Here is a 14,774-nt window from a genome sequence, read left to right as displayed (position 1 = left end):
GTATAATTAAAAATATTATCTACCTTTGCACCGCAATCGAGAGAGATGCAATACAAAAACATTGGTTCGGTAGTTCAGTTGGTTAGAATACATGCCTGTCACGCATGGGGTCGCGGGTTCGAGTCCCGTCCGGACCGCTTAATAATATAAGCATAGATAAATCCTGCAAAACATTTGTTTTGTGGGATTTTTTATGTGGTTATGCTTCCTGTCTTTAGGTGTTTCGGATCAAGTTATATTATCGTTTATTAATTTATACACCCACATTCAGTAATTAAGGTTATAATATCTGTAATTTGTCTACAAGACAATGCGATATAAGCCTTTACCTTTGCCTTATGAACATAAATAATAAACCAGATGAAGGAAATATTGAAAAACAAGTGTATGGCAATGGCTGTATGTCTTTGCATCACGGCAAATCTATTTGCGGCAGACAATCATTTAAATAACGATAGTATGGAAAAGAATTTGAATTTAACAGAAGAGTGGGACAAGGTGTTCCCGCAGAGTGATAAAGTGAATCACACGAAAGTGATTTTCCACAACCGGTACGGCATTACTCTTGCTGCCGATCTGTATATTCCGAAAAATGCCGGAGGTAAGTTACCGGCTATCACTGTGAGCGGCCCGTTTGGGGCGGTGAAAGAACAGTCATCGGGTTTATATGCGCAGACTTTGGCGGAACGTGGTTTCCTTACCATCGCTTTCGATCCGTCTTATACCGGTGAGAGTAGTGGTGAACCCCGTTACGTCGCTTCCCCGGATATCAATACGGAGGATTTTAGTGCGGCGGTTGACTATCTTTCCACCCGCGACGATGTGGATGCGGAACGTATCGGTTTCTCGGTATTTGCGGATGGGGCGGTATGGCACTCAATGCGGCTGCTATCGACACACGTATTAAAGCGACCGTCACTTCAACGATGTACGACATGAGCCGTGTAAATGCCAATGGCTATTTCGATGCGATGGATGCCGACGCACGTTATGAACTTCGCAAACAGCTTAATGCACAACGCACGGAAGATTACAGAAACGGGACATATGCCCTTGCCGGAGGAGTCGTGGACCCATTACCTTCCGATGCTCCCCAATTTCTGAAGGATTATCACAGTTATTATAAAACTCAGCGTGGTTACCATAAGCGTTCGCTTAACTCGAATGGCGGCTGGAACAAGACTTCATCACTCTCATTCATCAATATGCCGATACTATCATACAGCGATGAAATCCGTAGTGCGGTATTGATGATTCACGGAGAGAAGGCACATTCACGTTATTTCAGCGAGGATGCGTTCAAGAAGTTGAAAGGTGATAACAAGGAACTATTGATTATTCCCGATGCGAACCATACGGATTTGTACGACCAAATGAATATCATTCCGTTCGACAAACTCGAACAGTTCTTTCATGAATATCTGTAATATAGAGTAAGGACAGAACGATTTCCACGGTAGTTTACTGTGGAAATCATCTTTATCGCATTTTGCAGATCTTCCTGTAGTCTCCGTCGCTTTTTTTCTTAAAACCATTACTTAGTAAGGTCTTTATTGAAATAATATTTTCTTCCGCCGGGTCTGCGGCTATTTCTTTTCCGCCGATTTCAATAATTTTATCTTCCAGTATCTGAATGATTCTTTTTCCGATACCCCGATTCAAAAACTCTTCTTCACCAATCAGATAACCGATTTCATAAGTGTGATTTTGTTCTGCCACATCTCCATACATCTCCTGAAAATCGTGTCCTTCTTCTTCCAGGCTTTTTAGAAAAAAGCAATCAGCATAAAGACAATATCCTATTTTCCGGTCGTTATAGTAAACAATAAAGTGTTTTAAAAAACTGTATTGCCCATTCCTCTCATTTATTTCGTTTAGCCAATCCTCTTTTTCTCCAAACCATTTTTTTATATATTCTTTATCTAGCCATTTATCAAATAATGGAATATCTTCTTCCTGGATAGATTTTATTACAATTTCGTTGTTATTTATTATCATTGACTTATTGCTTTTGAAGCGATTTACTCTGTAAGCTCCTGTTTTTATATTTGTTATCTCTTCAAAGTTAGTAAATATCAGGAAGGTACAAAACTCATACCCATACAAAAGAGAATCCATAGACAGATTTACGCCTGGTAGGTAGTTCGCCTATTTTGATATAAAAAGAGGCAACTGTGCCATAGGCTTGGCACAGTTGTGCGCTATGTACTGCACTTTATCCTAGTATATTCAGAATTTGCTCCGGTGTTGCTTGCGGCAATAATTGTGTGAGGTAATCTATTAAGCGTTGTTTTGACTCTTCCGGTGACCGGTTGCCGGCAGCCTGTACTTTTTCTTTGCCGAACAGTACTTCCGGTGTTGTATATCTGGCGATACCCCATCCGTAAGGCTCTCCCTTCTTGTCATATCGGTATTCGAAATCAGCCACAACGAGCCATGTTCCCATTTGCAGCCGGGTTATGACTGTTTCAAATCCATCTCCTTTCGGTTTTGTCTTTTTAAGTAAAGCCTGTGTTTCGCTTGTCTCCCATGAATCGAACGGATTGACACTTCTTTTGACCGGCTGCTTCTTGTAACCGCACAACGCTTTTATCTCTTTGGATAGGAGGGACTCATGCTCTGTGACTGTCTTATAAATAACGTTACCCATACTTTGTAAAGGTTCCGCTTTCAGATTGTACATAGCACGCCTGTAGTTTATAAGTTCCGGAAACCATTCCATGCTGACAAACCCTGCTTTCTTCTGAAAGAGTTTCCCATAAGCACAATTGAAATTTCGGATAACAGGCCCTTTCCATTCCCACGGACCCTCTTCTTCATCGGAAAACCATAATTCCTGCGGGGTAAATTCTTCAATGGAAAAGTCCGTAATATCATTAGCAAAGAAGGGGAGAAATCCCATCTTTAAAACCATCTTTTCCAAATCTTTGCAGCGATAAATCTTTGTCATGCGGCAAATATATGAAATTACGCTTAAACCATATGTTATTATATGATTAAAGATAAATTATTTCAGACTCCAGGGGAATGCAATCTTATCCAGAAGATCTTTACGGGTAGGAGGGAGTTCACCTTTTTTCAAGGCTCTGCGTTGTACGAAACACCAACTGCCGAGTTTGTTCTCACGGGCGGTTGGCCAGCGGTTGTTTTCTGAGAAGAATTGCTGTAGTTTTTCATAGTTTTCCATCCAGATATCATCGATAGTCCAGATAAAACCTTCGGCTTCCATCCGGGCGATGCGTTCAGCTGAAAGTAAACCTTGTTTCCGGTTCTTGCGCTGGGTGTTACACCAGCTGCCGGCTTTACCTTCATTGCTTTTGGGCCAGCGTTTATGTTTTTTGTAGTAGGCAAGTACTTGCTGCCAGTTCTCCGTCCAAAGCGAATCCAGATCCTGTTCCCACCAGAACCCGATCGAATCGAGCAACCGGATTCTTTCATTGGAAAGGATACCTTTCTTTCGTGCCTGCCGTTGGGTGTTGCACCAGGTATTCAGTTTGTTTTCACCGCGTTTGGGACAACGGTGTTCTATAGCCATAAATGCTTTCAGTTCTTCAAAGCAGTTCATCCAACGACTATCCTGTACTTCCCATTCGAAACCGATCCGGTCCAACTGCAAGATATAATCTTCCGACAGTGTCCCTTTCTTCCGGGCAATCCGTTGGGTATTGCACCAGTTTCCCAGCTTCCCTTCGGCTGCCTGTGGCCAGCGTTCTTCACGCTCCTTATATTCGATCAGTCGTTCATACATCACCGGCCACGCATCCAACTCCGCCAGCATATCATCCACACGGGCACGGATATCAGACAGGAATCCCGTTACCTCAAATTCCATAAAACCTTTAAAGCTTTTCGGGGCACGGATTGCCGGATGATAAGCCAACTCCCTTGACATCGCCTCATAAACAGAACGACCCGAAAGGTTATTGACGAAGTCCAGCACCACCGGATGACGGTCCGAACCTGCTTTCAGGCAACGGCCCAACTGTTGCAAGGCAACCACATACGATTCCGTCCGTCGCAGGAACATGGCGGCATCTACTCCTTCCACATGCAACCCTTCGATCAGCATGTTTATGGAGAAAAGTACATGCAGTTTTCCCGTTTCCCTACGGAAACGACGCAACGTCTTTTCATTCTCCCGGTTACTCAGCCCGTTATGGATCTCGAATGTTTCCGTCTCAAAGCCTGCCTGTCCGAGCCAGTTCGAGACTTCGGGAATCATATGCTGAAGATCTTCCTTGTCTTTACAGAAGACAAGCATTTTCTTTACTTCTTTCGGCAAATAATGCCGGATCAGTTCCGATGCACTCAACGAACCGCGAAAATCCAGTCGGGCAAAATCTATTTTGTCTTGAATACGCTTACGCCTTTCAGATGTACAGTCGCTCCTGTTCAGCATACGCTGTACTTTGTCCAACTGATTGTTCAGATCGAATACGCTCTGCACCAAAACCGGAACAGGCAGTATCTTATAATACCAGGCCATAGACAAAGACAGTTCATGGAACAGGTTCCCCTTGAAATAGACTTCTACCGTATCGAGCATCTCTTCAGGACGTATCGGGGTTGCCGACATTCCCAGTACACGGGCCTCCGGATTGTTATCAATGACTTCCTGTACGGCTTTTCCCCATACCTCCGCTCCGAAATGATGGAACTCGTCGATAATGATATGATCCGCTTTGAGTTCACCCACTGTTCCACGATTCAGGACTAATGCCTGGAAAGTCCGGTAGGCGACATGCGGCATTGTCCTGCCGATTGCTTTTTTGATCTCGGCAATGATCGTAACGTTAGGAGCGATAACCACTATATCATCTTCCGAATGATTGACGATATAGCGGGCAATCAGGTAGGATTTTCCTGTTCCGGTCGCCTGTACAACCGCTCCGATCCTGTTTGTTTTGAATCCTTCCTCAATGGCCCGGTAAGCCGCTTCATTATGTGAAAACAGTTCAATATGCTTTCCTGTTTCCAAGCTTTTCAGATAGCTTTCATCCGAAACTGTCAGTCCGTGCAGTTCAAAGGAAAGTGCCTCCGGCAGATAACCGCCGTGAGCCAGGATACGGAACTGGTTACAGCTGCACATTTCCCCGATCCGCTGCATTTCAGAATACAGCCCATCCACTTCCGGCAAGCCGACAGGCTCCTTATTCCATACCTCTTTCACAATGAAAGTAACGGAATCTTCCCTGAAGCCTACCAGCAGACAGCCGGATTTTTCAGTGACAAAATAATGATAAGAATGATAAAGATCGCAGAGTGACATTGAGAAAATATGTCAATTTCAGAAATCATTCAACCTCTAAAACCTCAGTTTCCTCTTGGGGTTTGAAAAGGTCTTTGATAAACAAATAACCGATTCCGCCGAATATGGCAAGGAATACAAATCCGATCAGGATCAGCGGCTTCTTGGGAGAAGCTGCTTTTAAAGGAACTGTGGCAGGTTGTATTATTGTATACACCGGTGTCTGTTCCTGTACCCGGAGTTTATCCTGTTCCAGCTTCTGGGCCAATGTATTGTAAACATTGAAGGTTAATGTCATTTCATTCTTTAAACGTTCCTGTTCCGTGCGGTAGCTGGCAGAGATGATATTCTTGTTGGCATCCTCAAAAGCCGCATAGGCACGTTGTGCTTTGTAGTAGGACTCCCTGGCTTCACTGAACACTTTCTCTGTGAATTCAAGGTCTTGCTTTACCTTCTGGGTACGGTAATTTGTGATGTATCCCTGAAGTTTTTCCAAAACAATTTGAGTGATATTCGCAGAGATCAACGGGTCTTGCATCTGAACGGAGACTGTGATTACTGATGTCTTTTTATCCACAGAAGCGGAGATGCGTTCCTGTAACGCATTTATGACATCTGCCTGTTCCTTTGTTAACCTGAAAGAAGTCAATTCTCCACTACTTACCGGTTCTTCTTTTGAGAACAAATCTTTCACAACACCCAACAGCTTGAACGGAGCCTGTACCACATAACTCCACCATGCACTTTTCTGATCCTCATTCATATAATCATATAAAGATGCAGAATAATCACCTTTCTCATTTGTCACTTGTACGGGGAATAACTCCAGTAAAAAAGGAATACTGCTGACTACATCCGGATACAGGTCCGGAGAGATGGCATCCGCTCCCGAAGTACTGTTTAGGTTTATCCCTGCCATGGCTGCTAATCCTCCCAGATTTCCCATCTTTTTAGACGGATCAGACGTTTCAGGTGCCAGCTTTACTGTCGTACTGTATTCTTTCGGTATACTAAAAGCAACCACCAATCCCACAACTATCGCGACTCCACAGCATTTGAACAAGAACTTGCGTTCCCCCCATAGCCGTTTAGCCAACTCTATTAAATCTATCTCCTGCTCGTTTGTATCCATATCAGGAGCGTTCATTTGAATCATATCCACCTTGTTAATTGATAATTAAAGATTGAAAATTGATAATTATTTCAGTGTGTTGATGATAGAGGTTATCATTGCAGCCATCGATGTGGTCGAACTGGTGATGCTCAAGATTTCTGCCAAACTTGTTTTGCGATCTTGCTGCGTTTTGGCGGGAACAACGATTTCACTGCCGGGCTCCACTTTTGGATAGTGCTTGAAGAAGATAAAACGCCTCTTAGTCGTTGCCACTTTACCATTCATATAGATTACGATCGGATATTTACGGGCAATATCGTTGTATCCTCCGGCTTGCGACAAACAACTTTTTACAGACATTCCATTTGTATACGTCACACTGTTCGGATAAGTTACAGCTCCACTTATCTTCACTGTACTCTGGAATTGCGGAATATAAAGTTCATCCCCGTCACGTAGCACCACATCATGGGCACTTCCCGGATTCGCCAGGGCTTTTTCCAAATCGATACCCACTGAATAGTCTTTGATGTTTTCCAGTGACAAAGCTACCGAGTCACGGCTTTGCTTATTTGCACTCAGTTGCAGCAGAGTTTCCAGGCGACGCATCTCATCCTCTGTCAGCTGGCGTTTCAGACTTGCTCCTTTTACATAGGCATCGGGAGTTATTCCTCCGGCTTTGGTGATAATATCACTCAGACGGGAGTTCTTTTCGGCCAGAACATAATCGCCGGCAAAAGTGATTTCACCCCCTATCTTCACCACCTGTTGTTCCTGATAACCCGGTGAGAAACGCACATACACTTCATCAAACGGTTCTAATGTAAAGACCGTATCGCTTTTCTTTCCATCCGTAGAGATTAATCCCAAATTATCGTTCAATTCAAAGTTGAATACTTCTGCTGTACGGTTAGTATTTTCGTACGTCTTTGTATCCTTAATACGACGGGCAACTTCCACATTGACTGTTGCTGCGGATTCCTTTAAACCGCCAGCCATCATAATGGCATCTTCAACGGTCAGGTTATTCCGGTAAGGAAGAACTGTATCTATGTAATTTACCGCTCCGCTTACTTTGATCGTATAAGGCTCGCGAAGGTCAAACAGGGATGGAATGCTCAATTGGTCTTCCGGCTTTAGTTCCATATCGGGAGCAGTACCGTTCAGGATACCACGGATATCTACGGCTATGACAGTCGTTGTAAAGTCCGGATTCAAACGGGTGATCTGGGCACGACCAGCAAACTCATCCCCTTTCAAACCGGCTGCCTGATCAACCAGTTGACGGACCGTATGAACTGCACCATTCAATTCATATTCTCCCGGACGCCAGACTGCCCCCGTCACTGTCAGACGGTTTTCATAAAAAGGAATTACAGAGTCTACCAACAAAGAATCGCCATCCATCATCGCAAAAGTAGGATATTTATCTTCCGTAACAGTTGCTATCTGGTAGCGGCTACCGGCTTTTCGTTTGATACGGACATCTTTCCTGTAAGCATCCCCGGTAAAGCCTCCGGCCATATTCAATAACTGTGAGAGTGTTTCGCCCTTTTTCAACTCAAAAATACGATTACGTTTTACTTTTCCCTGTACTACAGCCAATTGGTCATAAGGAGAAACGATCACCATATCATTCTCTTCCAGACGGATATTCGTATTGTATTTGCCGTTCAGGAGATAATCATACACATCCAGTTTAGCCACTTCCTTACTATTCCGATAGACTTTTATTCCGCGAAGTGAACCGATTTCATTTACACCTCCTGCTGCATACAACGCATTAAACAAAGTAGCAAACGATGGAAGCGTATAGGTTCCCGGAGCAACGACTTCACCTACTATGTTCACTTTGATACTACGTATCTGGCTTAGACTAACGGATACGAACGTATTAGCCCCATCCGTATCTCCTGACAAGGTAGACATGATCCGTCCTAATTCCTGTCGGATACGGTTTTCAGCAGTTTCGATAGTCAGTCCGCTGACAGATACCGGCCCTAGATTAGGGATAAGAATTGTTCCTTCGGGAGAAACCTTCAGTTTCAGATTCAGTTCTGAATCTCCCCATACATTGATCAGCAATTCGTCTCCTGCGGATAAAACATATCCTTTAGGAGTCGGTACATTCAGATTAGGTTCAAAGGACAGATTCTTGTTTGAAAATATTTCACGGCCGAACACGGTTCCGCTTAAATCTCCCGCCGGACGATTGGCTTCTCGCTGGGCATCCAAAGGAGGTATCACCTTTCCATCCGGAACGACAACCGTACGATCTGTAACCACCGCATCCGAGGCTGTACGTGTAGCCTGTTCCGTACCGGATTGCCCCATCCGTTTATTCATCTCCCGACGGATCTGTTCATCCGTCATACCGGCAGCTTTTGCCTTGTCGATCAAATCCTGGGATACCTGCGCCGACAATGGAACCGCCAACCACAGTAATCCCCCCAATAATACATTTCTGATTACGATATTCATATTGTTATTTGTTTTGTTGTTATTTCGGTTTTAGAAAATAATTAAACTATCCCGTTCCCGTGCTTGACACGGGATCGCAAAGGCACAGACCATATCCTATATGTATATTTTGATACTGCCGGTTCTTCTGCGGCCCCGTGTCAAGCACGGGGACAGGATAGTTCAATTCTGATAATTTCTGAATCAAAACTTCCTGAACTCCAATCGGGCATAATCCGATTGTAATACTAGATACTTTGATGTTAATTCTTTGACGCCGAAGCGTTGCTCCGTCCCGTTCATGCCAAATGGTAACAAATCTTCAACTTTGCTGACCGGCATAACCACAAAAAGTGAATCTCCGGTATATTCCATATTGCCGGTCTGACTGGTTACATCAACCTTCATCAAGTTGATTGTATGCAAAGCCACGCTGTAATAAGCCCGTTCCGGAGCCTCTTCCACGCCGGACGCATATTCTATTTTCATGATCTGCCAGCGACCATCCAGGTCTCCATTGATCGGCATTTTCCCACAGGCACTGACTATCAGGGCCAGCAACACCGCCACTATATATCTTTTCTTCGTATTTATTAAAGTCATCATATCCATCCCGTTTTTCTGATTGTTAACATGCCACCAACACTTTTACCCAACATCCCGCCTCTGTCAACACCCAGCGATGCTGTAAAGTCCCAGCCTTTTAACTGATGGGGGGTATAGGTTAATTCTACTAACGCATTGCCATTCTTTTTGATCTCATAGAATGGTACGCCATAAGTACCCCAATTACGGGTTACTGATAAAAGGACACGATATTGCAAATCGGCACAAGGGGTTCCCATGATCCCGAAATGATGTCCTTGCATACGTGAACTTTTAAAACTAATATCACCATCTGTATTATAAATCGGAGACATGACGAGTGGGTTTCCGATCCCCAGTCCCCAATGCTGCCAACCGGTATAAATACCATGATTATAATAATTATCCGCACCACTTACCTGCTCCGGTATTTCCGGTGTATGATCCCAATAGACAGCACCGGTCTGATCCTTTGTAGAAATATATTCATAAACGAAACTACCGATCACCGGATTCTTAGGAAGCGTTATTTCCACTCCAGCCAGGCAATCCTTCCAACCATATTCTCCGAACATCTGCGAATGATCTTCGAAATAATGTTCGTAATAGGGACGAATTGTCCAATCTTTTGAAGCATACCACGTCAGTGAAAAATTCCAACTCCCCAAATGATTTCCATAAATATTCGTTTGTTCTCCCATCGGTGTATCACTGCTACCCCCACTCGGAATAAACACTTTAAAGAAATCTTTTATCCCATTCGGCATATCAATCTTTCCATTTCCCTTAAACGCATTTCCCCCGAATTGAGCAGCCATCTCCAGCCCTCCTTCAAAGATCAAAGGAAACTTTTCCTGATTACCGATCTTCACATATAAATCCTTGGAATGATAAAGCACATGTTCCGTATGTTTACCTTCCGGAGCTACGAAATCTTTCTGCCAACCATCATCCGTAAACATACCATAAGCGATATGCCCTTTAAAAGCCAACCAACCTTTTGTTCCCGGAACGAGCGTATATTCCGGAATACCGATACGCACTTGCGGAATCGGACGGGCATTTCCCGAAAATGTCAGTCCACCGCTACTCAGTAACGGATTATTAAACTCGCTATACCGCTCCTTACTTCCGATACTCACCCCCAGGCAACGATATTTCAGATCCGCATACAATTGTTGCACCACGAAAGTCGATGTAAAATTGTAAGCCACAGCCAGATCCGCTCCCAAAGCATATGAGAAGCGTTTATCGTTTTCCAACTCCCGAAAAACACCTACACGCAGATAACCGTTATTCTTTTCGATAGATGACAGTCCCTGCTTGTTTGCAGTCAGCCAGAAAGGGGTATGTTCGCCTCCGCTAAAGCTGACACCGGTCTCCGCCCGATAACTCAGCCCTTTCGTAAACTGAGCATAAGAGGTTAGGGGAAGCAGTAGAATGCCTCCCCAAAGAAGTAAGTTTGATATTAATTTCATTTGTTATTGATTAGAATGATTTGAATCAGTCCCCATCATCCCCAAACTGCCCCCGGTCTGTCCAGATTTTCCGAAACGTGCCGCAACTGTTCCCGCCGTTTGGCTATATTGACAAGGATATCGAGACGTATCTTTTTCTTTTTAGGATCGGTTTCCAATAACCGGTGTACGCTTTTTTGTATTTCCTGTAGGATACGGTTTTCCAGATACAGAAATAATAACCGGGTCAGATAGATATTCAGGATATTGGATGCCTCCGGATAAAGCGCCCCGAATAATTCCTTTTCATTGTAAACCAACTGGTCGTATTCGACATGCAATTCATTTACTATGCTTTTTAACGCAGGCGTTAATCCCGGTTCCGGATTCCCTGTTCCCAAATGCTCCAGTATCATCCGGTTCTCCTTATTTTCAAAAAGCAAATCATCCGTTTGCAGGATACTTTTCACTAATTCCGTAAAAAGACAAGAAGAACCTTTGAACATATAAAGAGTCTCCGGAAACAACAGGCAAGCCGTCAGCAGCATTTCTTCCGATAAATGGGGTTTCGACAGAAACTTATCGATCAGGGAAACAAAAGCCTCTTTGCCCGACCGCCGGAATAAAGAATCCGGATCTTCCCCTTCCGGTAAAAAGATCGTCTGTACCTCCATCGAATACGGATTGAGCGATAAAGATATTTTGCGGGCAGCCTCCCGGCCCGGCTTGTCGCCATCCAGTAACAGACAAATCCGGCTCGTGTACTTTTTCAGCAATGCAATCTGTCCGGTTGTCAGGGCCGTTCCGCATAATGCTACTGTATTGGAAAATCCGGCCGCATGCATCGCGATCGCATCTTTATATCCTTCCACTACAAACACAAAGCCTTTCCCCGCAATTGCCTCTTTCGCCCGGTGAAGGGCATAGAGGTTTTCGCTCTTTTTATATCCGTTGGCAGTGGATGTATTGATATATTTCGGCTCTTCCGAATTATTGTCCGTTAGCCTGCGAGCGGCAAAAGCTATCAACTCACCGGCTTCGTTGCGGATCGGAAAGATTACCCGGTTGCGCATCGCATACCATTCTTTCGGAACATTCACAGGAGATTGTCCGACCTCAAAATCAAGATAAGCAGGCGTTAACTCCGTATAACCGCAAGCGTAGGGGAGAAGGGTAGAAAAGAACTGTAAGTTCTTTTTAATTGAAAATTGCTTCGCGTCGTTATCTCTGTCGACAGGGTTCGCGTTTTTCTTATTAATTTTCAATTCTCGATTTTCAATTTTCAATTTCCCCACCGCCTCCATGAAATTACAATGTTCCGTCTTCTCTATAAATTCGATCACATCTCCATGTTCTCCGCAGGCAAAACATTTAAAAGTCTGTTTTTGAGGATTCACCACCAGCGATGGATGATGATCCTCGTGGAACGGGCAAAGTCCTACATAGTTGGTCCCTTTTCGTTCCAGTTTTACCGTCTCTCCGATCACATTTTCGATAGGGTATGAAGCTTTCAGTTGTTCTATTTCTATCTTTGTCATGATCTTCTCCGGATATTATAGTTCGTGATGCGGGTATAACTCTCATTATAGCGGTAACGGGCAATCCCGGTCGATCCGTTACGTGTTTTTCTTATGTATAGTTTTCCGACCTGTTTCAGGCTCTCCCCGGTGACTTCATCCTGGGTAATCCCGTAACGTTCGGGGATATAAACGAAATAAACACAGTCCGCCACCTGTTCGATCACGCCCGAATCACGTAAATCGTGCAAATTCGGGATATGCGCCTTATCGTTGGAGTTCATACTGTTACGGTTCATTTGCGAAAGGACAAGAACCGGGATATTGGCATCCTGTGCCATTTGCTTGAATCCCTGTATATTGTATCCGACCGTCTGGTTCGCATTTTCCCACCCCTGCTTTTCCATTTTCATCACCTGTAGATAATCCACAATCGCCAGGTCGCATTGCTTTTTGCGCTTCTGTAACATCACCTGGGCACGGATATTTTCCAGCGTGTTTGTCGGAGTATAGTCAAAATATAACGGAAGGTCCTGGAACTCACCCGCCATTTTTTCCATCTTCAACAAATCCTCCGGGTTAGCACCTGTGATACGCAAACGGTTGGCATCTACCCCTCCGAATCCGGCAAACAGACGGTTCATCGTTTGCAAACCGGTCATTTCCATGCTGAAGAAACAGACATGTTTTCCCGACAGGGCCACATTCATGGCAATCTGCATGGCTATGGCTGTCTTGCCGTCGCCGGGACGTCCGGCCCCAACGGTGAGTTCGCCGTTGTAAAGTCCTCCGGTCACATAGTCGAACTCTTCCAGTCCCGTCTTGATGCGCATCGTATCCACTCCGTTTTCCATGCGTTCACGGTGCATGTTCAATACCTCGTTGGCTGTTTTTCCGATCCGGCTGACTTGTTTGCCGACAATACAGGTTTCCCGCAGTTCCATCAATGACGATTCCGCCTTTTCGATCAGAGCCGTGTAGGAGGAATCGAAACGGTTTGCCTTTGCTTGCAAGGTAGTGAACAAAGCACCCAGCAGGCGAAGCATATACTGCCGTTTCACCTCTTCGGTATATTGCATCAGGTTGCCGGTATGGCGTATCTGCGTCATGGCAGCGTTGACGATGGCAATCCCGTTCATTTCTTTCCAGCGTTTTTCATCCAGACAACGCATCTCGATATCGGTGGTTACCAGATCCGCTTTTTCACCCCGGCTGTTCAGGGAACAGATGGCTTTGTAGACAAATGCGAATAACGGGTCGCTGAACATTTCCGGTTTCAGAACCGGAGCAACTTGCCATATGGCAGATTCGGAAGACAAAAGTACACAGATCACAGCCTCTTCCACCTGGCGTACAGATTCTATAGTTTCCATAAGCGTCATTAATTAGGTTGATTTGTAGGATTCTGCATGCTTCGTCCGCCCATGTTTCTTTCGGCTTCCGCCATTTGGGCGGAAGCGTTTGTGTTCGATGCATTTTTTTGAGTCTCTTTGCTTTCTTGTATCCAGGTAAAAGCAGCGTATCCTTTTACCCATATACGGCTTCCTCCCGGAATGTGAGTAACAGAGATCAATTGTAATTTCACCATTTTGTCAATCAACCGACTCAATGACCCGGGATTGATTCCTGCAACTTCAGCCAACCGACGTTGTGTTCCGACATATTCACCCCGTCGACAATAGACTTTGCGATTGTCCAGCATTACATATCCGTCAGTGTGATAACACAGTCCGAACAGACATAAATGCAAACGAGCCATCTGGCGTTCAACCAACCGGACGCTGTTCAAGCGGTCTATGATACTTCTGGGAATCTTTATGAAGGCATTCCCCAAGTAATCTAATGCAACGCTTTCATTTTCAATGATTTTGACAGCTTTCATGATACTAATTTTTTAGTTAATACTTTTTATTAGCGCATTATTACGGATTGCTTCCTTTAATTGGTTGATAACAAATGGTTTAATAGGTTACTATATTAGACTTCGGTGACGGCTTTATTTTTCTCTTTAAATATAGAAAGAATATTCTTTATAAAGAAATATAAGGCCTCCGGCATTTTTTTCAGCTTTTAAGGAATCAAAGAGCGTATTTCATTTTGCTAATACAAAGGTAATCATGAACATTCCCGAATTGTGGAACCAATTTAATTCGTTTTGTGTCTTTTAAAATGTTGTTTTACAGCGAATTAATAAATTAGTATTTATTGTCGGTTGATTTGTTCTTGTTTTTTATTGTTTTTATAAGATCTTGTATTTCAGTGTAATAATCCGAATATTTGTCAAATAGTTTCATGTTTTTGCAAACGGTACTCGATGCATATTTGAATTTGAAAAACGGATTTATAAATTCAGCTATTTTCTTGTATGAATAACCACCCAATAGACCGTTCTG

10 protein-coding genes, 1 tRNA gene and 1 pseudogene are annotated in these 14,774 nt (G+C 43.9%); 2 read left to right on the top strand and 10 right to left on the bottom strand.

Translation table 11 applies throughout. From position 1 onward, the window contains the following. The first annotated feature begins 63 nt into the window (after positions 1-63). Together C825_RS16735 and C825_RS16730 are read left to right on the top strand one after the other, a co-directional pair. Positions 64-137, top strand: a tRNA-Asp gene (locus C825_RS16735). Positions 138-360: 223 nt separating this feature from the next. After that, positions 361-1,427, top strand: a pseudogene (locus C825_RS16730) (alpha/beta hydrolase). Between the two features lie 52 nt (positions 1,428-1,479). Here the strand turns inward: C825_RS16730 and C825_RS16725 are convergent. From C825_RS16725 to C825_RS16680, 10 genes are all read right to left on the bottom strand, one after another. Then, complete coding sequence (locus C825_RS16725) at positions 1,480-1,998, bottom strand: GNAT family N-acetyltransferase (protein ID WP_044214644.1); 519 nt, start codon at positions 1,996-1,998, stop codon at positions 1,480-1,482. A 217-nt stretch (positions 1,999-2,215) separates the two neighbouring features. Beyond that, positions 2,216-2,950: an AlkZ-related protein gene (locus C825_RS16720; protein WP_010803321.1), complete on the bottom strand. Its 735-nt coding sequence runs from the start codon at positions 2,948-2,950 to the stop codon at positions 2,216-2,218. A gap of 57 nt (positions 2,951-3,007) precedes the next feature. After that, positions 3,008-5,269: a Helicase associated domain protein gene (locus C825_RS16715; protein ID WP_010803320.1), complete on the bottom strand. Its 2,262-nt coding sequence runs from the start codon at positions 5,267-5,269 to the stop codon at positions 3,008-3,010. Between the two features lie 25 nt (positions 5,270-5,294). Next, entirely contained in the window at positions 5,295-6,404 is a 1,110-nt protein-coding gene (locus C825_RS16710) for a Wzz/FepE/Etk N-terminal domain-containing protein (RefSeq protein WP_010803319.1), read from the bottom strand. A gap of 42 nt (positions 6,405-6,446) precedes the next feature. Further along, positions 6,447-8,843 carry an SLBB domain-containing protein gene (locus C825_RS16705; protein WP_010803318.1) on the bottom strand — a complete coding sequence of 799 codons (2,397 nt, stop codon included), beginning with the start codon at positions 8,841-8,843 and terminating at the stop codon, positions 6,447-6,449. 183 nt (positions 8,844-9,026) lie between these two features. After that, positions 9,027-9,428 carry a lipocalin-like domain-containing protein gene (locus C825_RS16700; RefSeq protein WP_010803317.1) on the bottom strand — a complete coding sequence of 134 codons (402 nt, stop codon included), beginning with the start codon at positions 9,426-9,428 and terminating at the stop codon, positions 9,027-9,029. Beyond that, a complete protein-coding gene (locus C825_RS16695) occupies positions 9,425-10,885 on the bottom strand; it encodes a capsule assembly Wzi family protein (RefSeq protein WP_010803316.1) in 1,461 nt (486 codons plus the stop codon). The genes C825_RS16700 and C825_RS16695 overlap by 4 nt, the downstream gene beginning before the upstream one ends. Before the next feature lie 35 nt (positions 10,886-10,920). After that, a complete protein-coding gene (locus C825_RS16690; RefSeq protein ID WP_010803315.1) occupies positions 10,921-12,402 on the bottom strand; it encodes a DNA primase in 1,482 nt (493 codons plus the stop codon). Then, positions 12,399-13,754 (bottom strand): replicative DNA helicase, encoded by a 1,356-nt coding sequence (locus C825_RS16685; protein WP_010803314.1) that lies wholly within the window; start codon positions 13,752-13,754, stop codon positions 12,399-12,401. Before C825_RS16685 ends, C825_RS16690 begins: the two co-directional genes overlap by 4 nt. A gap of 8 nt (positions 13,755-13,762) precedes the next feature. After that, positions 13,763-14,263 (bottom strand): winged helix DNA-binding protein, encoded by a 501-nt coding sequence (locus C825_RS16680; RefSeq protein WP_010803313.1) that lies wholly within the window; start codon positions 14,261-14,263, stop codon positions 13,763-13,765. Between the last annotated feature and the right edge of the window lie 511 nt (positions 14,264-14,774).

Source organism: Parabacteroides sp. ASF519, from assembly GCF_000364265.2.
GTDB classification, from domain to species: domain Bacteria; phylum Bacteroidota; class Bacteroidia; order Bacteroidales; family Tannerellaceae; genus Parabacteroides; species Parabacteroides goldsteinii.
The sequence above is the reverse complement of the archived record's forward strand: the minus strand, read 5'-3'. Positions and strand labels throughout refer to the sequence as shown.